Below are 22,448 nucleotides of genomic sequence, written 5' to 3' on the forward strand. Positions count from 1 at the left end.
CATCCTCTGGGCGGGTGGAGGGTTCAGGAGTCAGTGCAGGTTAGAGAGTCAGTGCAGGTTCCACGCGGGTACGACGTCGAATCCGTCGGCAACGATACCGCGCTCGAGGAACGCCACCAGATCGTCGAGCGCACGGCTGGAACTCCGCACAGCACGCGGGTACTCTGTCCAGTCGAGGCGCTGGGGCGGGTAGGCGATGGCGCGCACCGCGACACCCGATTCGCGGAGCAGTTCGACGAGGTTCTGCGAGGGGTCGCTACGGCTCGTCGCACGGTCGCCGTACTGTTGCACCAGGGTGGCCGGGAGCTCGCCGAGACGCGCCACGAGCGAGGTGCGGAGGGCATCCTCCGTGGCGGGCGGTCCCGCGATGAGGGCGAAGTCGGGGGAGATCAACGCCTGCCTCTGGATGACCGGCTCACCGGCATCGCGGGCGCGCATCGCCGTGCGAGCAGCGAGGGCCCCGCCCGTGCCGACGCCGAGCAGCGCCACTTTCGGGGCTGCGCCTGCAGCACCCGGGCCACCTGCAGTACCCTCAGCACCCGCAGCACCCTCGCCACCCGCAGCGCGCTGCACCGCGATCGCGCGGAGCAGGGCCTCGAACGCCGCCTCGCGGTCATCGAGCACCGACGCGGGCAGCTGCACCGTCGTCACCGCCAGCGGAAGCCTCCGGGCGAGGGAACCGGCGAGCCAGTCTCCGCTCCGCCGGCCGCGCGCGGCGACCGCACTGGCGTCGGTGAAGAACACCACGAGGGGTGCATCCGGTCCCGCACCGCCGACGCGCTCGAACCGCCGGAGGCGCACCGCGTCGAAAGGCGGTGCCAGCATCTCGTCGCGCACGTCGACGCCGCGCACCCGCCGCCCGGCGGAGAGGCCGCGCACGAACGGCACATGCTCGATCGCCCAGGCGGCCCCGCTCCTGCCCCCGGTTCCTTCGCCCTGCTGCGCCTCAGAACTCATCGGGACTCACGATACCCGTCAGGATCTGTTGCGGGTCACCGTCGACGTGTCGAGAGCGAGTTCCTCGGCATCCAGTCCCTGCAGCACACTCCGCATGACCTCCTCGTCGAGGTCGCCGGAGTTCCGCTGGTGCAGCACGATCGACCGGCGGTAGTCGATGAGTTCCCGCCGCAGCGAGGTGAGCTGGGGGCCGCTCAGCCGCGGCTTCTCCGCTTCAGCCGTGTCGATGTCGGGAGCGTCGATGTCCTGCTGGTCGAGTTCGTTCTCTTCGAGCAGCACAGTCACCTGGCGTTCGTATTGCCGCTTCAGGATGGCGATCGACTCGTCAAGCTGCTCGAAGCCGTACTTCTTGCCCCATTCGTCGCGGTGCTGGTCGATGTAGTCGTTGGTCTCCCGCACGCTCAGTTCGAACACCCGCACCTCCTCGACGCTGTCGCGGTCGTCCTGTCCGCGGTCGATCACGTCCAGCCGGCGAATGACCCGCGGCAGGCTGAGTCCCTGCAGCAGAAGCGTGCCGACCGTGACACAGAACGCGACGAGGATGATCGTCTCGCGTCCGGCGAAGTCGCCGGACATCACCATGGTGGGCACCGCTGCGGCCGATGCGAGGGTGACGACACCGCGCATCCCGGTCCACGAGATGACGACCAGTTCGCGCCAGCTCAGTTCGGGTTCGGGTCCCGCGTCGAGCTTCCTGAGCACCGGCAGTCTCCGGAGTCTCTGGATGACCGGCTGCCGCCCGAGGTTCTGGATGACCGGCAGACGCCGGAACGCACGCCGCTGCAGGCGCGGCCGATAGTAGGCCGCGAACACGAAGACCGGCCGCACGAGCAGCACCGTCACGAACACCGCCGCGGCCAGCATGACGGACGGCCCGAGCCCCAGCGAACCGGTGGCGACATCGCCGAACACGTCTGCCACCTGGAGCCCGATCAGGGCGAACACGAAGCCTTCGAGCAGTAGATCGATCGAGGCCCAGACCGGGCGTTCCTGGAGCCTCGTCCGGTAACCCGTCTTCGGTGAGTTGTAGCCGACGAACAGCCCGGCGGCGACGACCGCGAGTACGCCCGATCCGCCGAGGGCCTCTCCGGCCGCGTAGGCACCGAACGGCACGAGCAGGCCGAGCGTCGTACCGACCACCGAATCTGGGACGTGCATCCGCACGAACTGCACCACGACACCGATGGCGAGCCCGACGGCGACCCCCACGACGATGGCGAGCACGAACATCCAGAGCACGCCGCCGAAGCTCAGTGCGCCGCCGGCGAGGATCCCGAGGAACACTTTGAAGAGAGTCAGCGAGGCGGCGTCGTTGATCAGGCTCTCGCCCGAGAGCACCGTCATCACCCGGCGCGGCAGTCCGAGGCGCCGGCCGATGGACGACGCCGAGACCGCGTCGGGGGGTGAGACGACAGCTCCGAGCAGCAGCGCTCCCGGGAGGGTGAGGGCGGGCACGAGCCACCAGGCGACCAACCCGACGACGAGCGCAGTGACCACGACGAGCCCGATGCCGAGCCGCCGGATCTGGCGGAGGCTCTGGGAGAAGTTCTGGAACGAGACGTCGAGCGCTGCCGAATAGAGAAGGGGCGGCAGGATGACCGACAGCACGACCTCGGAATCGATCTCCACGCTCGGCACAGCGGGGATGAAGGAGACCCCGAGCGCGACCGCGACCACCAGCAGCGGGGCCGGCCAGCCGCGCCAGCGCGCGAACGCGCTCACGGCGAGCGAGCCCGCGAGGATGAGCAGGAGTTCAGCGGGGTCCATGATCCCTCACCCTAGGTTCCGAGGCGGTGCAGGAGAATCAGTTGACAGCGACCCGTTCCGCGTCTGCTGCGCGCACGAACGGGATGCTCGCCGTCACGGCGGGCACCTCGTGCTTCGGCAGCAGGAACGCCAGGATCGTGCCGACCAGCGCCACGACCGCGGCGATGATGAAGCAGAGCTGGAACGAGGCAGCGGCCGGGATCGCGTGTCCGTTCACGACAACGGCGTTCGAGGCGAGGATGAGCCCGAGCACCGCCGCGGCGACCGTGGAGCCGAGCGTCCGCATCACCGAGTTGAGACCGTTCGCGGCTGCCGTCTCGTTGGCAGGCACGGCACGCATGATGAGCGTCGGCATGGCGGCGTAGGCGAAACCCACGCCGAGGCCGGTGATCGTGGCGATCAGCACGGCGTGCCACACCTCCGTCATGAGGCCCACGGCCAGCGCGTAGGCGATCACGATGAAGATGCCGCCCAACACCAGGCTCGTACGGGGTCCCCGCGCCGCGCTGAGCCGTGCGGCGACCGGCGAGAGGAAGAACATCACGAGGCCGCTGGGGGTGAGACAGAGGCTCGCGACGAGCAGGGTCTGGCCGAGGCCCACGCCGGTGTCGGTGGGCGACTCGAGAAGCTGCGGGAGCACGGCGGCACTGGCGAAGAAGGCGAAACCGACGGTGATCGAGGCGAGGTTCGTGAGCAGCACCGTGCGGCGGGCTGCGATCCGGAGGTCGACAAGAGGGTTGCTGGTGCGCAGTTCGTAGACGCCGAACACGAGCAGCACGAGCACACCGCCCGCGAGCATCCCGATCGTCAGCAGGCTGCCCCAGCCCCACTCGCCGCCCTTCGAGACGGCAAGCAGGATGCCCACCAGCCCGATCGCGAACAGCACAGCGCCGACGAAGTCGAACGAGCCGCCGCTCCGGAGGGTGCTCACGGGCACGATGCTCCAGACAAGCAGGAGTGCCACCACGGCGAGCAGCCCCGACAGCCAGAACAGGAAGTGCCAATCGAGGTTCTGCGCGATGAGGGCTGAGATCGGCAGCCCCACGGCGCCGCCGATGCCGAGTGTGGCGCTCACGAGCGCAACGGCGCCGCCGAGGCGTTTCGGGTGCAGCACGTCGCGGAGGATGCTCACGCCGAGGGCGATCACACCGAGCCCGGTGCCCTGCAGCACGCGCCCGACGATCATCAGCAGAATGTCGTTCGAGAGAGCGCAGACGATCGAACCCACCAGCAGCAGGGCCAGCAGCGCGATGACGACGCGGCGCTTGCCGAACATGTCGCCGAGGCGCCCGCTGATCGGAGTCGAGATGGCGGCGGCGAGCAGTGTCGCCGTCAGCACCCAGGTTGCGTTCGACGGCGTGGTGTTGAGCAGCTGGGGCAGCTGCGGCACGATGGGTGTCACGAGCGTCTGCATGAAGGCTGCGATGAGGCCGGTGAAGGCGAGTGTGGCGATGATGGCGCGTTCGCTCGGCGGCTTGGTGAGGCGTCGTTTCTCGCGTTCGGTCAGGATGCCCGGAGGGCTGGTCTGGGCACTGGTCACTGATGGCAGAACGCTGGGAACGGGCTGGGTATTCCCAACTGGTTAGTGTTGGTGCATGAACCACTTGGCCTCCCCGCACGGCGCCCCGCCGCACGACGCTCCGCCGATCCGCACGGCCCTGCTGGGCTTCGGTCTCTCCGGGCGGGTCTTCCACGCCCCCTTCCTCGAGGCATCCGACGCCTTCGTCTTGAGCGTCATCGTCACCGGGGACCCCGGCAGGCAGGCCGAGGCCCGGCGGCTGCATCCGGATGCCCGCATCCTCGCCACCCCGGCGGAGCTGTTCGAGGCACCGGGCGACATCGACCTCGTGGTGATCGGTACCCCGCCGGCCAGCCACTTCGGGTTGGCGCTGGCCGCGATCCAGGCGGGGATCGCCGTGCTCGTCGACAAGCCGTTCGCGGTGACCACTGCGGAGGGGGAGCAGCTGATCACTCTCGCCGACGAGCGCGGAGTGCCGTTGACCGTGTTCCAGAACCGGCGCTTCGATGCCGACTACCTCACCGTGAAGAAGCTGGTCGACGACGGCCGGTTGGCGGGAGTGACCCGGTTCGAGTCGAGGTTCGAGGGGTTCAAGCCCGAAGGCGCCCGCGCGTGGAAGGCCGACGCCACGATCGCCGAGGGTGGCGGCATCCTGTTCGACCTCGGCACCCACGTGATCGACCAGGCCCTGCAGCTCTTCGGCCCGGCCGAGGTCGCCTACTCGGAGGTGGCGACCCGCCACCCGCGCTCGAGCGCCCCCGACGATGCGTTCCTGGTGCTGCAGCACGCGTCCGGGGTAACCAGCCACCTCTGGATGAACTCGCTCGCCGCCCAGCCGGGTGCCCGCTTCCGTGTGCTGACCCCGCAGACGGCCTACACGAAGTGGGGGCTCGACGGGCAGGAGGCCGCGTTGAAGGGCGGCGCGCTGCCCGGCGACGACGGGTTCGGTGCCGAACCGCCCTCCACCTGGGGCGTGCTCGGCGTCGAATCCGCGAACGGGGATGGCCCCCAGCCCGTCGCCCCCGAGCGCGGCGACTACGCCGGGTTCTACCGTCTGCTCGGTGAGGCGCTGGCCACGGGCGGGCCGTTGCCGGTCGACCCGCGCGACGCGCTCCGCGTGATCGGGCTGATCGAGGAGGTGCACCGCACCAAGCTCGACAGGGGCGAGCCAGGCGAGGCAGCCGAGCAGCCGAACGCGTAGGGTTTTCGCATGACAGACCTGCCTGCTTCCGACATCGACTCTTCGACGCGACTGCCGGTGATCGCTGTCACCGGGGCCACGGGGCACATCGGCGGCGGTGTCGCGCAGCGCCTCGACGCGGTCGGCCGGGCGTTCCGGATGATCGTGCGCGATGCGTCCCGCGCACCGGCGTTCGACTCGCTCGACGTCACCGTCGGCGTGACCGAGTACCGCGACCCGCACACCGCCCGGGCGGCGCTCGAGGGTGTCGACGTGCTCTTCATGGTCTCGGCCGCGGAATCGACCGACCGGGTCGCCGAACATGTGCAGTTCGTGCAGTCGGCCATCGACGTGGGCGTGAGCCACATTGTCTACACCTCGTTCGTCGGGGCGGGGCCCGACGCGAGCTTCACTCTGGCGCGCGACCACGGTGAGACCGAGGCGGCCATCCGGCAGAGCGGGATCGACTACACGTTCCTCCGCGACAACTTCTACCTCGACCTGCTGCCGCAGTGGGCCGACGAGAACGGTGTCATCCGCGGGCCGGCGGGGGAGGGCCGCATCGCCGCTGTCGCCCGCGACGACGTGGCGAATGTCGCGGCGAAGGTGCTGCTCGATCCGGCAGCGCACCGCGGCGCGGTCTACGCACTCACCGGTGGCGAGACGCTGAGCTTCGCCGAGGTCGCGAGCCGGGCCTCTGCCGCGACCGGTCGCCGCGTGAGCTTCGTCGACGAGACCGTCGAGGAGGCGTACGCCTCCCGCGCCCACTTCGGCGCACCCGCGTTCATGGTCGACGCCTGGGTGAGCACCTACACGGGGGTGCGCGACGGCGAGCTCGAAACGATCTCGGGCGACGTGGAGCTACTCACCGGCCGCGCCCCCCGCACGCTCGAAGACGTGCTGGCGGGTCGCTGAGCCATGACCGACGAGACCGCGCTCGAGGCCGGCTTCCCCGCGGCCCCGGATGACGCACCGCGCATCGACGTGGCGACCCCGTCGGGCGTGCTCCGCGGCTCGGTGGAGGGCGGCATCCGGCACTTCCGCGGCATCCGCTACGCACGCGCCGAGCGTTTCGAAGCGCCGCAGCCGGAGGAGCCGTGGGAGGGCGTCCGCGATGCGCTGGCCGATGGCCCGATGTGCCCGCAGCCCCGGTTCGGCATGGTGATGCTCGCCCTGCCGAAGCGCATCCCGCCGATGAGCGAGGACTGCCTGTTCCTGAACATCACTGCCCCCGCTGCTCCCGGGGAGCCTGCGTGGCCCGGCATCGCGAGCGAACCGCTCCCGGTGATGGTCTGGATCCACGGCGGAGCGTATGTGAACGGCTCCGGCGGCGGGGAGATCTACGAGCCGAGCCGGCTGGTGCAGAACGGCGACGTGATCGTCGTGGGCATCAACTACCGGCTCGGCGTCTTCGGTTACCTGCCGATCGAGGGCGTCGCCCCGGCCAACCTCGGCGTGCAGGACCAGCTCGCCGCGCTCGCCTGGGTGCACGAGAACATCGCGGCCTTCGGCGGCGACCCCGACCGGGTCACGCTGTTCGGACAGTCCGCCGGCGCCGACTCGATCGTCGAACTCCTCGCGATCCCCGAGGCCGACGAGTACTACGGTCGCGTCATCCTGCAGAGCGCTCCGCTCGGGCTGAACAAGGGGCGGGAGGCGATCGCGGCCCAGCTCGGTGCCTCGCTGGTCAGGGAGCTCGGGGAGCTGTCGCCAGCCGACGCCAGCGCAGACCAGCTCATCGATGCCCAACTGCGGGCCCCGCGGGGGCTGACCGGCGACCGCCTCACCGTCGGCATGCCGTACGCCCCGACGCCCGGGGTCTGGCCGATTGCGCCGGCAGCTGAGCGCGAATCTCGCCTCCGGCGTCGCGCGGCCGCCATCGACGTGCTGATCGGCTACACCCGCGACGATTTCACTCCGTTCCTCGGCAACGTGGCGGCGCTCCGCGTGATGCAGGCGTCGCCGGCCCTCCGCCCGGCGACGATGCCCGTCTCGGGCGAGTTGACCCGCCGGGTGTTCGGCGCTCCCGCGAGAGACCTGGCCCGGCTCCTCGACGACGCCGGTGCGCGGGTGTTCACCTACCGCTTCGACTGGCGACCGAAGGGCACTCCCTGGGGCGCCTGCCACTGCATCGACCTGCCCTTCGTCTGGGCCGACGAGGAGTTCTGGCGTGGGTCGCCGATGCTCGGCGGAGCCGTCTGGAGCGACCTCGAGCAGTTCGCCGTGGGCATCCAGCAGCAGTGGGCACGGTTCGCCCGCGAGGGCAGCCCGGCTGACACCTGGCCGGAGTTCGACGCGAAACGGATGATCGGGCGGAAGTTCACGCTCTCACCGCGGTATGCGGCACGCACGACCTCGGTCGCGGGCTCCTGAACCGTTCTACGATGAGGGCATGAGCACTGGTGCTTCACCCTCAGAGACTGTCAGCAGCCTGCGTTCCGCGTTCGACGGCGGCATCACGAAGCCCTACGCCTGGCGCCTGAAGGCGCTGAAGGCCCTGCGGCTGCTGCTCATCGAGCGCACGGCCGAGATCGAGGCCGCCCTTGTGGCAGACCTCCGGAAGAACCCCGCCGAGGCGCAGCTCACCGAGATCGGATTCGTGATCGCTGAACTCGACTACACCATCGCGAATCTCCGCCGGTGGCTCCGGCCGAAACGGGTGCGCACGCCGCTGCTCATCGCGCCGTCGTCGGCCCACACCGTCAAGGAGCCGCTCGGTGTCGTACTGGTGATCGCACCCTGGAACTATCCGGTGCAACTGCTGCTCGTACCGGTCATCGGCGCGCTGGCGGCGGGCAACGCGGTCGTCGCGAAACCGAGCGAACTCGCGCCGGCGACATCCGCCGTCTTCGCTAGGCTCTTCGCCCGCTACCTCGACAACCGCGCGGTGAGAGTGGTGGAGGGCGGCGTGCCCGAGACGACAGCGCTGCTCGCCGAGCGCTTCGACCACATCTTCTACACCGGCAACGCGCGGGTCGGCCGCATCGTGCTCGAGGCCGCGGCGAAGAACCTCACCCCTGTCACGCTGGAGCTCGGCGGCAAGTCCCCGGCATACATCGATGACACCGTCGATCTCGACGCTGTGGCGCACCGGCTGGCCTGGGGCAAGTTCATGAACGCCGGGCAGACCTGCGTGGCGCCCGACTACGTGCTCACCACAGCCGCGATCGCCCGCCGGCTCGAACCGCTGCTCACGACGGTCATCCGGGAGTTCTACGGCACCGACCCCGCACAGAGCGACAGCTACGGCCGCATCGTGAACGACGCGCAGTTCGAGCGGCTCACCGGGCTGCTCGCCGACCTGCCCGACGGCCAGCGGATCGTCACCGGCGGCGATTCGGATGCCCACACCCGCTACATCGCCCCGACCGTGCTCTCGGGCGTCGGCCGGGACTCCCCGGTGATGGCCGCCGAGATCTTCGGGCCCCTGCTGCCGATCGTCACCGCCGACTCGCTGGCCGACGCGATCGCCTTCATCAACGAGGGCGAGAAGCCGCTCGCGCTCTACGCCTTCACGAACTCGAAACGTGCCCGTCGTGCTCTGCTCACCCGCACCTCGTCGGGTGCCGTGTCGTTCAACGTGCCGGCGGCCCACCTGCTCGTGGCGGACCTGCCCTTCGGCGGGGTCGGCCAGAGTGGCATGGGCTCGTACCACGGGGAGCGGAGCGTGGCGGTGTTCAGCCACGAGAAGGCGGTGCTGAGCAAGATTCTGAAGCCCGACACGTTCAATCTGGTGTATCCGCCCTTCACGCAGAAGAAAGATGCGTTCATCCGTGGATTCCTCAGAAAGCTGACCTAGCGCGAGTACTGTGGGGCGGGTGCCAGAGATCACCGAAGACCAGACCGTTACCCGCACCGAGACCGATTCGCTGGGGTCGGTCGAGATCCCCTTCGAGGCCTACTGGGGCATCCACACCGCCCGCGCGCTCGAGAACTTCCCCATCTCGAGGCGGCCCATCTCGGTCTACTCCGACCTGGTCGACGCGCTCGTCATCGTGAAGCAGGCCGCCGCCCGTGCGAACGCCGAGCTCGGTGTTCTCGATCCCGAGAAGGCGCGCTTCATCGACGAAGCGTGCAAGCTCGTGCGGGCAGGCGCGTTCCACGACCAATTCGTGGTCGGTGTCATCCAGGGCGGTGCCGGTACCTCGACCAACATGAACGCGAACGAAGTGCTCGCGAACATCGCGCTGGAGCTGATGGGCGAGGCGAAGGGTCGCTACGACCTGCTGCACCCCCTCGACGACGTCAACCGCAGCCAGAGCACCAACGATGTCTATCCGACGGCCGTGAAGCTCGCGGTCGGTTTCGGGCTCAACGACCTCATCGCCGAGCACGAACTCCTGCGCGCCAGCTTCGCGAAGAAGGGTCTCGAGTTCAACGACGTGCTGAAGATCGGCCGCACACAGCTGCAGGATGCCGTGCCGATGACCCTCGGCCAGGAGTTCCACGGCTTCGCCACGACCCTCGGCGAGGACAACGCCCGCATGACCGAGACGGTTCCGCTGCTCTGGGAGATCAACCTCGGCGCGACAGCGATCGGCACGGGCATAACCGCCGACCCGAGGTATGCGGAGCGCGCCAGGAAGCACCTCCTGGAGCTGACCGGATTCGAGTACGTCACGGCCCCCGACCTCATCGAAGCCACGAGCGACGCCGGCGTCTTCATGACGGTGTCGGGCATCCTGAAGCGTTCCGCCATCAAGCTGTCGAAGATCTGCAACGACCTCCGGCTGCTCTCGAGCGGCCCGCAGGCGGGCTTCGGCGAGATCAACCTGCCCGCCCGCCAGGCCGGCTCGAGCATCATGCCGGGCAAGGTGAACCCGGTCATCCCCGAGGTCGTGAACCAGATCGCGTTCTCGGTTGCGGGCGCCGACCTCACCGTGACCATGGCGGCCGAGGGTGGCCAGTTGCAGCTGAACGCCTTCGAACCCGTCATCGCGCACTCGCTCCTGCAGAGCATCGCCTGGCTCACCCAGGGCTGCCTGACGCTCCGCGTGAACTGCGTGGACGGCATCACGGCTAACGTCGACCGGCTCGACCGGCTGGTCTCGACCTCCGTCGGCGTGGTCACCGCCCTGACGCCCTACATCGGCTACTCGGCGTCGTCGGCCCTGGCGAAGACGGCCCTGCTGACCGGTCGCAACATCGCCGACCTCGTCGTCGAGGCAGACCTGATGACCCGTGAACGCGTGACCAAACTGCTCTCGCCCGCTCGCCTCTCGGGCCTCGAGACGATCACCAGCACCATCCCAGTGATCAGCACCGTGGTGAGTACAGATGCCGAAGCGGTGCTGAACCCCGGCGAGCCCGACCTCGATTAGCCCGACCTCGAGTGGCCCGGCCTCGAGTGGCCCGACCTCGAGTAGCCGAACCGGTCAGATCTGGTAGTCGGGGTCGGCGAGTTCCATGGCGCGGGCGCGGATGGCGCGGCCCTCGCTGATGTCGCGGTGCATGCGCTTCGCGAGGATGGCGTTCCGCTGCTCGTCCCGCGGGACGACGGGGATGCTCTGCTCGGCCTCGACCCCTTGAGGAGCTCCCGGGCGCGGGTCAGCTCGGCGTCCACCTCGACACCGACCACCAGCACGAGGTTGGAGAGGAAGAGCCAGACCAGGGTGAGGATCGCCCCGCCGAGAACGCCGTAGAACCTGTCGTACGTAGCGAAGTGCGCCACGTAGATCGAGTAGCCGGCGGTGGTCAGGGCCCAGGCGGCGATCGAGAATCCGGCGCCCAGGGAGAGCCAGCGCACCCGGCGACGGCGGATGTTCGGCGTGCCGTAGTAGAGCACGATCACGGTGAACACCGCGAAGGCGGCGAGCAGAGGCCACTTCAGCACGTTCCAGATGTCGGCTGCGAACGGCGGCCAGTGCAGCGAGTTGACGATCGTGCGGGCCACATCGGGAGTGATGATCACCGTGATGGCGATCACGAAGAGCATCACGATCAGGGCGAGCGACTCGACGAGCATCAGGATGCGCAGTTTGAAGAACCGGCGGCCCTCCTCGATCTCGTAGACGTTGTTCACCATGCGCCCGAACGCCGTGGCGTAGCTCGCGACCGTCCAGATCGTCAGGGCGACCCCGGCGATGAGGGGGATCACGGGGTCGGGTGTCTGGGTGAACTGCTCGAGGGCCAGCCGGGTGGTCGCGAGGGTCGCCTCAGGCAGGAACGAGTCGATGACGCTCAGGATCACCTTCACCACGTCGCCGTCCGGGTCGAGCAGGCTGACGATCGACACGATGGCGAGCATCGAGGGGAAGAGGGCGAGGGCGGAGTAGAACGTCAGTGCGGCACCCGAATCGATTCCCCGGTGCAGGATGAACCCGTGGTAGGTGCGCCGGGCGGCGTAGAGCAGCGCGTGCCGGTCGAGTTCCCGATATTCCGCGTGGCTGCCGCGTTCGCGGAGCCCGGGCTTGGTGAGGCCGGCGAGGGGGTTCAGGACGTCGTCATCGGCGGTCATGCGCGCCCCGACGTCTTCCGCGGTCGCACGCTGAGGGGCAGTGCCACCCAGAGGCCCCCGAGCACGACCAGGGCCGCGATACCGACCACCAGCGCGGCCGTGTCGCCGACCACCACGTCGAAGATGAAGGTCACCGTTCCTGTGAGCACGACGGCCACCACCGCCAGGGTGACGATCGCCAGGCGGTTGCCGGTGTTCACGATCTGCTGTTTGGCGCCGTGCCGGAAGAGGGTGCGGTGCACGCTCACCGGCGCGAGCGCGAGGGCGGTGGCGAGGGCCGCACCGACGACGAGGCAGAGGTAGAGCGTCGACTGGAATGTCGTCAGCATCGGGAACCGTGCCTGGAACGGAAGGGTGAGCAGGAAGCCGGTGAGGATCTGGGTGCCGGTCTGGATGACGCGCAGTTCCTGGAGCAGCTCGGTCCAGTTGCGTTCGAGCTTGGTCGTCTCCGATTCGGGTCGGCCCTGTTCGTCGCTCATCCTGCGATTTTAGCCGTCAACGGGTCGTGCGACCGGCACCGTCCCGGTAGGCTCGGACCAGGCCGACCTGAGGAATGATCATGACGACACTGCCCACCCCGATGTCCCCCGCCGCGGGGGAGCTCGCGCCCGTGTGGTCGGCACCGACGCCGAAGAAGCCGGTCAGCACGGGTTTCGTGTTCGGAGTCAACGCGATCTGCGTGCTGGGGTTCGTCTTCCTGCTGGTGATCGGTTACGTGGTGCTGGCCGTGGGCCCGGTTGCGTCGCTCATCTGCGGCATCCTCGCTCTGGTGCCGCTGACCGTGGTGCTGCTGGTCGTGCGTCTCATCGACCGCTGGGAGCCGGAACCGCGGCCCGCCCTCTGGTTCGCGTTCCTCTGGGGGGCCGCGGCATCCGTCGCCCTCGCCCTCCTGGTGGACGCGGGGGTGCAGATCCTCGTGTACGTGGCCAGCGACGGGCAGGCCGTTCCGGATGACACGTTCGGCGCGGTGATCCAGGCGCCGCTGGTGGAGGAGAGCGCCAAGGGGCTCGGGGTGCTGCTCATCTTCCTGGTGCTGCGGCGCACGTTCGACGGTCCGGTCGACGGGCTCGTCTACGCCGCCACGGTCGCCGGTGGCTTCGCGTTCGTCGAGAACATCCTCTATTTCGGGTCCTCGCTCGTCGAGGGCGGGGGAGTCTCCCTCGGCATCACGTTCGCGCTCCGCGGCATCATGGGCCCGTTCGCGCATGTGATGTTCACGGCCTGCACCGGCATCGCGCTCGGTTTCGCCGCGCGTCGGCGGGGGTTCTGGCGGACGACGGGGCTGTTCCTCCTCGGGCTGTTCTGCGCAATGCTCCTGCACGCCCTCTGGAACGGCACCACCGTCGTCGCCGAGGGCATCGAGGGGTTCCTGTTCGCGTACGCGGTCATCCAGGTGCCGCTGTTCGCCCTGGCGATCGTCGGGGTCGTGCTGCTCCGGCGCGCGGAGGCCCGGCTCACGCGTGCCCGGCTCACCGAGTACCAGGCCGTGGGCTGGTACGTGCCTGCAGAGGTCGACATGCTCTCGACCGGCAGCGGTCGGCGGTCAGCGATCGCCTGGGCCCGCCGGCAGCCGGTTCCGAAGACGCGAGAGATGCGGGCGTTCATCCACGATTCGACGACTCTGGCCTTCACCCGCCAGCGGCTCCTCACCGGGCGCGACCGTGTCGGCGCGACACGGCAGGAGGCCGAGTTGCTCCGGGCGGTGGCCGGCGACCGGGCGGCGCTGCTCGGCTGAGGCCGGGTGGGCCGGGCACCCATCCGCTCCGGGCTAGAATTGTGTGCCGGATTTCTGAGGGGTACACACGTTGGTTTCTTCCGAACTTGATCGAGAACGCGACTACGTTGCGAAGCTGTATGCGCGGCTCGACGACCTGCGATCGGATGCCCAGCGGCAGCTCGAACGGGTGCACCGCCAGGACGTGGGGGGCAATCACCAGAGCCGCTCGGAGCGCGACGCGTTCGCCCGGGTGTTCGAAGATCGCATCGTACAGCTCAACGAAGTGGACGAACGGCTGGCGTTCGGCAGGCTGGAGGCCGCGCAGCCCGACACATCCGCAGCCCCTGACGCCGAATCCAACGCAGACGCCGACGCCGACGCCGACGAGTCGCCCTACCGCTACATCGGCCGCATCGGTCTGCGGGACGAGAACCTGAAGCCGATCCTGCTCGACTGGCGCGTGCCGCAGGCGGGCCCCTTCTACCAGGCCACCGCGGCGACACCGATGGGCATCCGTTCCCGGCGTCACCTGCTCAGCCGGGGCCGCAAGATCGTGAAGATCGAGGACGAGATCTTCGACGGCGCCTCGATCACCGACGCCGAGGCCAGCACGCTGCAGGGCGAGGGCGCCCTGATGGCCTCGCTCTCGGCTGAGCGCACCGGACGGATGCACGACATCGTCGCGACCATCCAGGCCGAACAGGATCGCATCATCCGCTCCGAACTGCCCGGCGTGCTGGTCGTGCAGGGGGGCCCGGGCACCGGCAAGACGGCCGTGGCGCTGCACCGCGCCGCATACCTGCTCTACTCGTTCCGCGACCGCCTGCGTTCGTCGGGGGTACTCGTCGTCGGCCCCTCGCGAGCGTTCCTCCAGTACATCGAGGCCGTGCTGCCGAGCCTCGGCGAGACCGGTGTCGTGCTGGCGAGCGTCGGACAGCTCTACCCGGGTGTCGATGCGACCGCCGAAGACGTTCCGGAGGTCGCCGTGGTGAAGGGCGCCACCGAGATGGCCGCGCTGGTCGAGCGCGCCATCCGTTCCCGCCAACGGGTGCCGGCCGAATCGCAGGTGCTCGACGTGAACGGCGAGCCGCTGACGCTCGAACCCCAGGTGATCGCCAACGCCATCAACCGTGCCCATGAGAGCCGGAAGCCCTACAACGAGGCGCGGGTGACCTTCGTGAAGACCGCTCTCAACGACCTCACCCGGGCCCTGGCCGCGCAGCTCCGCTCGCACGGGAACACGGTCGACGAAGATGACTACGGGATGCTGCGAGAAGACCTCCGCTCGGCGTACGACGTGCGTGTTGCGCTGAACACGGCGTGGATCCCGCTGACCCCGCAGAAGCTCCTCCAGGACCTGTATGCCCGCCCGCAGTGGCTCGCCGAGCTGACTCCGAGCTGGAGCCCGGAGAAACGCGCACTGCTCCGCCGCGACCGCGATGCACCGTTCACGGTCTCCGACGTGCCTCTTCTCGACGAGGCCGCAGAGCACCTCGGCGAGCACAACGAACGGAACGCAGCCGTCGACCGCGAGGCCAAGAAGCAGCGGAAGCGCGACGTCGAGAACGCGGAGAACGCCATCCGGAACATGGATGTCGAAGGGCTCGTGCACGCCGAGGACCTCGCCGACACCTTCGCCGAGCAGGCCTCCCGCGCAACCACCGCCGAGCGGGCTGCGGCCGACCGCACCTGGACCTACGGCCACATCGTGGTCGACGAGGCGCAGGAGCTCTCGCCGATGCAGTGGCGGTTGCTCCGCCGGCGTGGGCCGCTCCGCTCGTTCACGATCGTCGGTGACATCGCGCAGGCCAGCGCGGCGTCGAGCGCGCGCAGCTGGAACGAGGCCGTCGCCCCGCTCGTGGGCCGCGCCAAGCGGGGGGAGGGCTGGCGGCTCGAGGAGCTCACGGTGAACTACCGCACACCGACGCAGATCGCGGAAGCCGCACAGGAGATGGCCGAGCGGCGCGGACTGCCGGTGACCCGCTCGACCTCCGTGCGGGAGAGCGAGTGGCCGATCACGACGGTGCACTCGACGCTCGAGGCTGTACGGGCCGACCGGCAGATCGCGTCGCTCGGCACCACGGGCGTCATCGTGCTGCCGGGCATCCTGCAGCGCACGTTCGAGACGCTCAGTGCCGCCCTGCCGGGCGAGGTCGGGCTGGGTGCGGCGGGGCTGACACGCCAGGTCGCGGTGATGACACCCCAGGAGGCCAAGGGGCTCGAATTCGACTCGGTCGTGATCGTGGATCCCGAGGGAATCCTCACCGACATCCCGCGCGGCGCGTCAGCGCTCTACGTGGCGATGACCCGCCCGACCCAACGGCTGACCTTCGTGATCGAACCTGACGTGGTTGGATAGAGCTATGACAGATCTCACCACCAAGCCAGAACTCGACGCCCCCGAAGGCCCCGCCCCCGAGGGCCTCGAAATCCTCGACATCGTCGAAGGCGACGGCCCCGAAGCCACCGCCGGGTCGACGGTCGATGTGCACTACCTCGGTGTCGACTACGAATCCGGCGACGAGTTCGACTCGTCGTGGAGCCGCGGAACGTCGATCAACTTCCCGCTCCGCCAGCTGATCGCCGGCTGGCAGCAGGGCATCCCCGGCATGAAGGTCGGCGGCCGCCGCAAGCTCACCGTTCCGCCCGCTCTGGCCTACGGTGCCGCGGGTGGCGGGCACGCCCTCTCCGGCCGCACCCTGATCTTCGTGATCGACCTCAAGGGCGTCAGCTAGAAGTTCAGCACCAACCGCTTCAGCGGAGGCTCGCCGCCATCGGGCAGTCGAAAGGATCCCGGGCGGCGAGCCCCACTTCGTTGAGGTAGCGCACCACGATGCCGTACGACTCCGTGAGCGATGTCTCGGTGTAGAGGATGCCGTTCGTCTCGCAGTAGTCCCGCACGATCTCGCCGGCCTGCTTCAGGGCCGGTCTCGGCATGTTCGGAAAGAGATGGTGTTCGACCTGGTGGTTGAGCCCGCCCATGAACGTGTCCATGCTCCACCCGCCGCGGATGTTGCGGCTGGTCAGCACCTGGCGGCTGAGGAAGTCGACCCGGCTGTCCCGGGGGAGCACGGGCATGCCCTTGTGATTCGGGGCGAACGATGCCCCCATGTACACGCCGAACACGGCCAGCTGCACGCCGACGAAGGCGAAGGCCAGGCCGAGCGGCAGGCAGAGGAACAATACGGCGAGGTAGCCGATCAGGCGGACACCCAGCAGCGTGATCTCGAGCCAGCGCTTGTCGACCGCGCCGCGGCCGAAGACGGTCTGCAGAGCGTGCTGGTGCAGGTTCAGGCCTTCGAGCACGAGAACCGGGAAGAACAGGTAGCCCTGGCGACGCGTCAGCCAGCGGTGGATGCCGCGGGTGGTCGCCGCATCCTCCTCCTTGAACGAGACGAAGTCGCGCTCGATGTCGGGATCCTTGCCGATCACATTGGGCTGGGCGTGATGCCGGGAGTGCTTGTTCATCCACCACGAGTAGCTGATGCCGACGATGCCGGAGGCGAGGATCCGGCCCGCGCGATCGTTGGCCTTCCCCGATTCGAACACCTGCCGGTGCGAGGCTTCATGGGCGAGGAACGCGAACTGCGTCAGCAGGATGCCGAGTACCCCGGCCACGACCAGTTGGAACCACGAGTCGCCGAGGAGCGCGAACGCGATCCAGGTTCCGGCCATCGCGCCCACCAGGAGGGCGAAGACGCCCCAGTAGAAACCGGTCCTCCGCCGCAGCAGCCCGAGGTTCTTCACCGTCTGCAGCAGCGCGGAGTACGCGGAGGTGGTGGTACGGGCGTCGCCGCCCGGGCGGGTGCGAATGATGCGGAGCTCGGCCATGAAGTCCCTGTTGTCAGGTCGACTTCGCAGCCAGAGAGTGGGCGAACGCCCGCAGATGGTCTCACCCTAGCCCACGGCAACCGGCTCACGGCATCGGGTGTGGGCTCCGGCTCACGGGGTGGGTGCCAACGCGTCGTAGTGGCGGAACCGCTTGTTGCCACGAACGATGGCCGACACCAGCACCACGATGAACACGCCACCCATCAGGGGCGGCACCCAGAGGAAGGCGAAGGCCGAGAGGATGCCGATGTAGGCGTCCCCGAGCCGCGGCCCACCCGTCACCACAACCATGAAGACGCCCTGGATCCGCCCGCGCATCCCGTCGGGCACAGCCGCCTGCAGGATCGTGTTGCGGAAGATCGAACTCACGTTGTCGGCAGCGCCCGAGCCCGCGAGCATCACGGCCGCGATGGCGAGGGCCGGCAGATTCGCGTCTCCGATCGACTCGGTGATGCCGTGCAGACCGCTGCCGGAGGAGACCAGGAGAACGAGCCCGAACCCGGCGATGAACAAGCCGTACACGGTGATCGCACTGCCCACGGCCCGGCCCTGCCAGCGCACATGGCCGAGCCGGCCGGAGAGGATGCTGCTGAACAGGGCACCGATGGCCGCAGCAGCGGTGAGGATGCCCACGGTGATGGCCCCGCCCCCGAGAAGTACGGCGCCCACCGCCGGGAACAGCACCCGGGGCTGCCCGAACGTCATCGCGATGATGTCGAGGATGAAGGTCATCCGCACGTTCGGCGCGCTCCTGAGGAACCGCATGCCGTCCACCAGGGAGGCGAAGCCGGGACGTTTCAGGTCGCCCTCCGGCACGATCTTCGGCAGGGAGACGATGCCCGAGAACGCTGCCACGAAGAGCACCACGTCGACCGTGTAGGTCCATTGGAAGCCGACCGTGGCGACGAGCACGCCAGCGAGGGCGGGGCCGATCGTGATCTGGGCGCCCACGCTGATTCCGTTCAGCGCCGACGCTGCCGGAAGCAGTTCCTTCGGCAACAGCCGCGGCACGATCGACTGGCGGGTCGACCCGATCACCACAGCCGCGACCGCGATGACCGTCGCGAGGAGGTAGAACGGCCAGACCACATCGACCCGGAGCCAGGCGAGCGAGGCCAGCACAGCTGTCGACGCCCAGGCCACGATCCCGGCCACCAGGGCGACGAGTCGCCGGTCGAACGAGTCGGCGAGGATACCGCCGTAGAGCCCGAAGACGATCATCGGCACGAGCGCGATGATGCCGACGAGCGAGACGGCGAAGGTGGACTGGGTGATCTCGTAGATGTGCAGCCCGACCGCGACGATCGTCATCTGGCCGCCGATCCCGGAGATCGCGGCCCCGCCCCAGAGCCTGGCGAAGGCGGGACTCCGCTTCAGCGGCGTGAGGTCGACGAAGCGGCTGCGGGTGGGTTCCACCTTGTCGGTTGCAGGCTTCTGGGGGGCCTCGCTCACAGCTCGAGGCGCTTCTGCACCGGTCCGGGGACGAGATCGAGGAAGGCGGGGTGCTTGCGGATGTAGTCGGCGATGAACGGGCAGAGCGGAACGACGGGTGCACCGGATGCCCGGGCCGCCGTCAGCGCACCGTTAGCCAGGGCTCCGCCGATGCCGTGCCCCTCGAACCCGGGCTGCACCTCGGTGTGGGTGAAGGTGAGCTGGCCCGCCTGCAGCTGGTAGAACGCGATGCCGGCCAGCTCACCGCCGAACCAGGCCTCGAAGCGCTGCTCGCCCGGGTTGTCCCGCACGTCGACCGTGTTGCCGGTCGGCTCCGGTCCGGAGTCGCCCGTCTGTCCGGAGTCGCCCGTCTGGTCGGTCATGAAGCGCCCCCGGCCTCGCCGACCAGGTCGCCGTGGTGGAGGGAAGCGACATCCGGATGCGCCCGCAGCCTCGACTTCAACGCGTTCTCGCCGTACGTCTTGTAGATCGGGTTCGCGGGGTCGAGGGTCACACCCGCGGCATCCCGGGCCAACTCCTCCGGCAGCACGAGGGCCGGCACCTTCGCGTCGAGGGCCGGGCTGAAGAAGAAGGGGATCGAGATGCGATCGTCGCCGATGCGGGGCGAGATGACCCGGTGCACGGTGGCCTTCAGGTAGCCGTCGGTGGCCACTTCGAGCAGCTCGCCGATGTTCACGACGAACGTTCCGGAGAGCGGGGGAGCGTCGATCCACTCGCCGTCCTTCTCGACCTGGAGGCCCGCCTTGCCGTCTTCGACGAAGAGCAGGGTCAGAACACCCGAGTCCTTGTGTGCGCCGACGCCCTGCTTGGGCTCCGGGTCGCTCTTGCCCGGGTAGCGCACGATCTTGATGAGCGGGAAGGGCCGGTCGGCGAACGCCTCGTCGAAGATGTCGGCGGGGGAGCCGAGCGAGACCGCCCAGGCGCGGAGCAGTGTCAGGGCGACCTCGGTGAGAGTGTCGCGCCACTCGGTCATCACCTCGCGGAGCTCCGGCAGGGCATCCGGCCACTGGTTCGGGCCTTCGAGGCGCCAGTAGTCGGCCACACCCTCGCCGCGGGCGACTGGCTCCCTCTCGGCGCCGATGTCGATCTGTTCGCGCCAGTCGACCCTGCCCTGGGTCAGCTCGCCGCCGACCCGGGTGTAGCCGCGGAACTGGGGGCTCTGTAGGTTCTCGATCGCGAGCTTGTCGGCCTCGGGCAGGGCGAAGAACGCCCGCGCGGTGCCGATGACCCTGTCGATGAGGGGCTGCGGCACGCCGTGGCCGGTCAGGTAGAAGAAGCCGAAATCGTGCGTGGCCTGCCGGAGTTCCGAGCGGAAGGCTTCCGCCTCGGCGTCGCCGCCCTGGAGTCGGGAGAGGTCGAGAACAGGGAGCCGCAGCTCGCTCTGGCCGAACGCGAGAGAAGAGGGTGTCGGCGTGGTGATTGACATGCATCAACGATAACGTCGATGTTTCGACTCTCATCCCTCAAGGAGTGAATATGACGCTCGCCGACGACGTGGCCCCCGGACTGACCGGAATCGAACAGCTGAGAGCGCTCATCGACGCCGGCGTGCAGCCCAACATCGGACGCACGATGAACTTCGATCTCGTCGAGATCGGTGAGGGAACGGCTGTGTTCACCGGCACCCCGACGGCCGATGTGTACAACCCGATCGGCTCGGTGCACGGTGGGTACGCCGCGGCCCTGCTCGACTCGGCCTGCGGGTGTGCCGTGCACTCACTGCTGAAGGCCGACCAGGCGTACACCACCCTCGAACTGAAGGTCTCGTACCTCCGCGGCATGACAGTCGACACCGGTGAGGTGCGAGCAGAGGGCCGGGTCATCAAGATGGGCGGCCGTGCGGCGTTCACCGAGGCGACGCTGACGGATGCTCAGGGGCGCCTGCTCGCGACGGCGACGTCGACGCTGCTGGTCATCCAGCGCTGAGCGGTGTTACTCCTGTGCGGAGTTCCAGTCGTCGGCACGCTCGACGTAGCCGCTCAGGATCTCGATGAAGTCGTCGTCGGGAACGTGGCTCGGGTCGACGTCGTACTTGTCGAGCTCGCGCTGCAGACGCTCGATCTCGGAGTCGATCTCCAACACGGCCAGGGCATTCGACTGCACCTGGTCGAGGTTGACCAGCATGTCGAGGGCCTTCTCGATGTCCTGGCGTCCGCCGAATTCGTAGTTGCTCATGGCCCGAGTTTAGGGCGTCGGAGATCGTAGGCTGGTGACGATGAGTGAGAGCGAGCCCGGCCCGGGCGACACCGAACCCCGGAGTGCCGCACCCGGGAACACCGACCCCCGCGACTACGAGCTGCCGTACGACAGCGACGTCGAGGTCGACGACATCGAGACCGGGTCGCTGGCGGCCCCGCCGTCGGCGCTGCCCGTTCACCTCCGTCCCAGCTTCCTCCTGCTCGTCGGGGTCGGCGGTGCTGCAGGCACGCTCGCGCGGTACACCCTGCAGCAGACCGTCGCTCCGCTCGGCGGTGTGCCGGTCATCACCCTGCTCATCAACCTCGCCGGTGCGTTCCTGCTGGGGCTGCTGCTCGAGACGCTGGTGCGGCGGGGAACAGACCAGGGAGCACGCCGTGTGCTCCGCCTGCTCCTCGGAACGGGCGCCCTCGGCGGCTTCACCACGTACAGCGCCCTCTCCGTCGACACGTTCACGCTCCTCCATGAGGGCGCCCCCGCTTCCGCCCTCCTCTATGCCTTCGGCACGCTCGTGCTGGGAGCGGTAGCGAGCATCGTCGGTATCGCTGTCGGCGTGCGGGCGAATCGCCGAGCTGACGGGAGAGACTGATGGCTCCGCTCCTCGTCGCCCTGCTGGTCGCCGTCTTCGGCGGGCTCGGGTCCATCACCCGCTTCGTCGTGGATGGGGTCGTCCGCTCCCGCCTCGGCACGGCCTACCCGTTCGGCACAACCCTCATCAACCTCAGCGGCGCCCTGTTTCTCGGCTTCGTCACCTCCCTTGCGCTCGGCCAGGTGCTCTCGAACGACTGGCGCCTCCTGCTCGGCACCGGTTTCCTCGGGGGGTACACGACGTTCAGCACCGCGAGTTTCGAGACGGTCAGGTTGCTGCAGGCGGGCCGGTACCGTGCGGCCCTCGCGAACGGTGTCGGGATGCTCGTGGTCTCCGTTGCTCTCGCGGGAGCGGGTTTCTGGCTCGGCACGTTCATCGCCGGTTCATAGAAAGCTCCAGCACCACACGCAGGTGCGCGGTCGACACTTGTACCCACAACCGGTGAAGGCGTGATCCGCAGCGACAGGACGTCGCAGGTCGCGTGCCGACGAGACAGGAGCCGCCATGAATCTGCGAGAGTCCGGGAAGAAGCGTGCAGCCGTCGTCACGGGTGCGCTCGGTGCGGCGAGCATCGTCGCCGCCGGCGCAACGAGCGCAGCACTCTGGCTGAACACACCGGTGTCCGGAAGCACCTCGGCTGAGACGTCGACCAGCGACACGGGAACCACCGAGTCCACGACCACCGAGTCCGGCAGCTCCAGCTCCGACACCGGTACGTCGGGTTCAGGCTCCGTCTCGTCCGGCTCGGGTGGCAACTCCCACGCCACGACGTCGGGTTCGTGA

Annotated in this window: 22 protein-coding genes; 12 read left to right on the forward strand and 10 right to left on the reverse strand. The window is 68.8% G+C overall.

Features of this window, described 5'->3' with window-relative positions:
* Positions 1-48: 48 nt before the first annotated feature.
* The 3 genes from FB464_RS04465 to FB464_RS04475 are packed head-to-tail and all read right to left on the reverse strand — an operon-like array spanning position 49 to position 4,264.
* Entirely contained in the window at positions 49-957 is a 909-nt protein-coding gene (locus FB464_RS04465; RefSeq protein ID WP_116414920.1) for an alpha/beta hydrolase, read from the reverse strand.
* 18 nt (positions 958-975) lie between these two features.
* On the reverse strand, positions 976-2,724 hold the full coding sequence (locus tag FB464_RS04470; RefSeq protein ID WP_116414919.1) for a cation:proton antiporter: 1,749 nt from the start codon (positions 2,722-2,724) through the stop codon (positions 976-978).
* 37 nt (positions 2,725-2,761) lie between these two features.
* Entirely contained in the window at positions 2,762-4,264 is a 1,503-nt protein-coding gene (locus FB464_RS04475) for an MFS transporter (RefSeq protein ID WP_281279734.1), read from the reverse strand.
* 55 nt (positions 4,265-4,319) lie between these two features.
* Here FB464_RS04475 and FB464_RS04480 point away from each other — a divergent pair, with 55 nt between their 5' ends.
* Genes FB464_RS04480 through FB464_RS04500 form a run of 5 tightly spaced genes read left to right on the forward strand, consistent with a single transcriptional unit; the run spans position 4,320 to position 10,744 of the window.
* The gene (locus FB464_RS04480) at positions 4,320-5,444 is read left to right on the forward strand and encodes a Gfo/Idh/MocA family protein (protein ID WP_116414918.1); all 1,125 of its coding nucleotides are present in this window, start codon (positions 4,320-4,322) and stop codon (positions 5,442-5,444) included.
* 9 nt (positions 5,445-5,453) lie between these two features.
* The gene (locus FB464_RS04485) at positions 5,454-6,338 is read left to right on the forward strand and encodes an SDR family oxidoreductase (protein WP_116414917.1); all 885 of its coding nucleotides are present in this window, start codon (positions 5,454-5,456) and stop codon (positions 6,336-6,338) included.
* A 3-nt stretch (positions 6,339-6,341) separates the two neighbouring features.
* Positions 6,342-7,796 carry a carboxylesterase/lipase family protein gene (locus FB464_RS04490; RefSeq protein WP_116414916.1) on the forward strand — a complete coding sequence of 485 codons (1,455 nt, stop codon included), beginning with the start codon at positions 6,342-6,344 and terminating at the stop codon, positions 7,794-7,796.
* Between the two features lie 19 nt (positions 7,797-7,815).
* On the forward strand, positions 7,816-9,222 hold the full coding sequence (locus FB464_RS04495; protein ID WP_116416595.1) for an aldehyde dehydrogenase family protein: 1,407 nt from the start codon (positions 7,816-7,818) through the stop codon (positions 9,220-9,222).
* Between the two features lie 28 nt (positions 9,223-9,250).
* Positions 9,251-10,744: an aspartate ammonia-lyase gene (locus FB464_RS04500; RefSeq protein WP_116416594.1), complete on the forward strand. Its 1,494-nt coding sequence runs from the start codon at positions 9,251-9,253 to the stop codon at positions 10,742-10,744.
* Here the strand turns inward: FB464_RS04500 and FB464_RS04505 are convergent.
* The gene (locus FB464_RS04505; RefSeq protein ID WP_116414915.1) at positions 10,741-11,880 is read right to left on the reverse strand and encodes a YihY/virulence factor BrkB family protein; all 1,140 of its coding nucleotides are present in this window, start codon (positions 11,878-11,880) and stop codon (positions 10,741-10,743) included. The two genes, FB464_RS04500 and FB464_RS04505, sit on opposite strands and share 4 nt — an antisense overlap.
* Positions 11,877-12,359, reverse strand: a complete 483-nt coding sequence (locus FB464_RS04510; RefSeq protein ID WP_116414914.1) for a DUF6328 family protein — start codon at positions 12,357-12,359, stop codon at positions 11,877-11,879. The genes FB464_RS04505 and FB464_RS04510 overlap by 4 nt, the downstream gene beginning before the upstream one ends.
* Positions 12,360-12,439: 80 nt before the next feature.
* Here FB464_RS04510 and FB464_RS04515 point away from each other — a divergent pair, with 80 nt between their 5' ends.
* The 3 genes from FB464_RS04515 to FB464_RS04525 all read left to right on the forward strand — a co-directional run bounded on the left by FB464_RS04515 (position 12,440) and on the right by FB464_RS04525 (position 16,332).
* Positions 12,440-13,615, forward strand: a complete 1,176-nt coding sequence (locus FB464_RS04515; RefSeq protein ID WP_116416593.1) for a PrsW family intramembrane metalloprotease — start codon at positions 12,440-12,442, stop codon at positions 13,613-13,615.
* Positions 13,616-13,685: 70 nt separating this feature from the next.
* A complete protein-coding gene (locus FB464_RS04520; RefSeq protein ID WP_116414913.1) occupies positions 13,686-15,956 on the forward strand; it encodes a HelD family protein in 2,271 nt (756 codons plus the stop codon).
* 4 nt (positions 15,957-15,960) lie between these two features.
* Positions 15,961-16,332 (forward strand): FKBP-type peptidyl-prolyl cis-trans isomerase, encoded by a 372-nt coding sequence (locus FB464_RS04525; protein WP_116414912.1) that lies wholly within the window; start codon positions 15,961-15,963, stop codon positions 16,330-16,332.
* A 19-nt stretch (positions 16,333-16,351) separates the two neighbouring features.
* Here the strand turns inward: FB464_RS04525 and FB464_RS04530 are convergent, their stop codons facing one another.
* The 4 genes from FB464_RS04530 to FB464_RS04545 all read right to left on the reverse strand — a co-directional run bounded on the left by FB464_RS04530 (position 16,352) and on the right by FB464_RS04545 (position 20,306).
* Positions 16,352-17,428, reverse strand: coding sequence for a fatty acid desaturase family protein (locus tag FB464_RS04530; protein ID WP_116414911.1), 1,077 nt, complete (start codon positions 17,426-17,428; stop codon positions 16,352-16,354).
* Between the two features lie 111 nt (positions 17,429-17,539).
* Positions 17,540-18,880, reverse strand: a complete 1,341-nt coding sequence (locus FB464_RS04535; RefSeq protein WP_246092932.1) for an MFS transporter — start codon at positions 18,878-18,880, stop codon at positions 17,540-17,542.
* Positions 18,877-19,242, reverse strand: coding sequence for a GNAT family N-acetyltransferase (locus FB464_RS04540; protein WP_116414910.1), 366 nt, complete (start codon positions 19,240-19,242; stop codon positions 18,877-18,879). Before FB464_RS04540 ends, FB464_RS04535 begins: the two co-directional genes overlap by 4 nt.
* Entirely contained in the window at positions 19,239-20,306 is a 1,068-nt protein-coding gene (locus tag FB464_RS04545) for an isopenicillin N synthase family dioxygenase (RefSeq protein ID WP_116414909.1), read from the reverse strand. Before FB464_RS04545 ends, FB464_RS04540 begins: the two co-directional genes overlap by 4 nt.
* Before the next feature lie 50 nt (positions 20,307-20,356).
* On the opposite strand from FB464_RS04545, the gene FB464_RS04550 reads away from it, so the two are divergent.
* A complete protein-coding gene (locus FB464_RS04550; protein ID WP_116414908.1) occupies positions 20,357-20,806 on the forward strand; it encodes a PaaI family thioesterase in 450 nt (149 codons plus the stop codon).
* Positions 20,807-20,812: 6 nt separating this feature from the next.
* On the opposite strand, the gene FB464_RS04555 is transcribed toward FB464_RS04550, so the two are convergent.
* Positions 20,813-21,055 carry a hypothetical protein gene (locus FB464_RS04555; protein ID WP_116414907.1) on the reverse strand — a complete coding sequence of 81 codons (243 nt, stop codon included), beginning with the start codon at positions 21,053-21,055 and terminating at the stop codon, positions 20,813-20,815.
* 40 nt (positions 21,056-21,095) lie between these two features.
* On the opposite strand from FB464_RS04555, the gene FB464_RS04560 reads away from it, so the two are divergent.
* The 3 genes from FB464_RS04560 to FB464_RS04570 all read left to right on the forward strand — a co-directional run bounded on the left by FB464_RS04560 (position 21,096) and on the right by FB464_RS04570 (position 22,448).
* Positions 21,096-21,665 (forward strand): fluoride efflux transporter FluC, encoded by a 570-nt coding sequence (locus FB464_RS04560; protein ID WP_116416591.1) that lies wholly within the window; start codon positions 21,096-21,098, stop codon positions 21,663-21,665.
* A complete protein-coding gene (gene crcB, locus FB464_RS04565; RefSeq protein ID WP_116414906.1) occupies positions 21,665-22,054 on the forward strand; it encodes a fluoride efflux transporter CrcB in 390 nt (129 codons plus the stop codon). Before FB464_RS04560 ends, crcB begins: the two co-directional genes overlap by 1 nt.
* Before the next feature lie 115 nt (positions 22,055-22,169).
* Positions 22,170-22,448 carry a hypothetical protein gene (locus FB464_RS04570; RefSeq protein ID WP_116414905.1) on the forward strand — a complete coding sequence of 93 codons (279 nt, stop codon included), beginning with the start codon at positions 22,170-22,172 and terminating at the stop codon, positions 22,446-22,448.

The sequence above is a fragment of the Subtercola boreus genome (assembly GCF_006716115.1).
GTDB classification, from domain to species: domain Bacteria; phylum Actinomycetota; class Actinomycetes; order Actinomycetales; family Microbacteriaceae; genus Subtercola; species Subtercola boreus.

Excerpts from the sequence above, each read along its gene's own strand:
- FB464_RS04465 (WP_116414920.1), bottom strand. The coding sequence starts at position 957 with ATGAGTTCTGAGGCGCAGCAGGGCGAAGGAACCGGGGGCAGGAGCGGG.
- FB464_RS04470 (WP_116414919.1), bottom strand. The coding sequence starts at position 2,724 with ATGGACCCCGCTGAACTCCTGCTCATCCTCGCGGGCTCGCTCGCCGTG.
- FB464_RS04480 (WP_116414918.1), top strand. The coding sequence starts at position 4,320 with ATGAACCACTTGGCCTCCCCGCACGGCGCCCCGCCGCACGACGCTCCG.
- FB464_RS04485 (WP_116414917.1), top strand. The coding sequence starts at position 5,454 with ATGACAGACCTGCCTGCTTCCGACATCGACTCTTCGACGCGACTGCCG.
- FB464_RS04490 (WP_116414916.1), top strand. The coding sequence starts at position 6,342 with ATGACCGACGAGACCGCGCTCGAGGCCGGCTTCCCCGCGGCCCCGGAT.
- FB464_RS04495 (WP_116416595.1), top strand. The coding sequence starts at position 7,816 with ATGAGCACTGGTGCTTCACCCTCAGAGACTGTCAGCAGCCTGCGTTCC.
- FB464_RS04505 (WP_116414915.1), bottom strand. The coding sequence starts at position 11,880 with ATGACCGCCGATGACGACGTCCTGAACCCCCTCGCCGGCCTCACCAAG.
- FB464_RS04510 (WP_116414914.1), bottom strand. The coding sequence starts at position 12,359 with ATGAGCGACGAACAGGGCCGACCCGAATCGGAGACGACCAAGCTCGAA.
- FB464_RS04515 (WP_116416593.1), top strand. The coding sequence starts at position 12,440 with ATGACGACACTGCCCACCCCGATGTCCCCCGCCGCGGGGGAGCTCGCG.
- FB464_RS04525 (WP_116414912.1), top strand. The coding sequence starts at position 15,961 with ATGACAGATCTCACCACCAAGCCAGAACTCGACGCCCCCGAAGGCCCC.
- FB464_RS04530 (WP_116414911.1), bottom strand. The coding sequence starts at position 17,428 with ATGGCCGAGCTCCGCATCATTCGCACCCGCCCGGGCGGCGACGCCCGT.
- FB464_RS04540 (WP_116414910.1), bottom strand. The coding sequence starts at position 19,242 with ATGACCGACCAGACGGGCGACTCCGGACAGACGGGCGACTCCGGACCG.
- FB464_RS04545 (WP_116414909.1), bottom strand. The coding sequence starts at position 20,306 with ATGTCAATCACCACGCCGACACCCTCTTCTCTCGCGTTCGGCCAGAGC.
- FB464_RS04550 (WP_116414908.1), top strand. The coding sequence starts at position 20,357 with ATGACGCTCGCCGACGACGTGGCCCCCGGACTGACCGGAATCGAACAG.
- FB464_RS04555 (WP_116414907.1), bottom strand. The coding sequence starts at position 21,055 with ATGAGCAACTACGAATTCGGCGGACGCCAGGACATCGAGAAGGCCCTC.
- FB464_RS04560 (WP_116416591.1), top strand. The coding sequence starts at position 21,096 with ATGAGTGAGAGCGAGCCCGGCCCGGGCGACACCGAACCCCGGAGTGCC.
- crcB (WP_116414906.1), top strand. The coding sequence starts at position 21,665 with ATGGCTCCGCTCCTCGTCGCCCTGCTGGTCGCCGTCTTCGGCGGGCTC.
- FB464_RS04570 (WP_116414905.1), top strand. The coding sequence starts at position 22,170 with ATGAATCTGCGAGAGTCCGGGAAGAAGCGTGCAGCCGTCGTCACGGGT.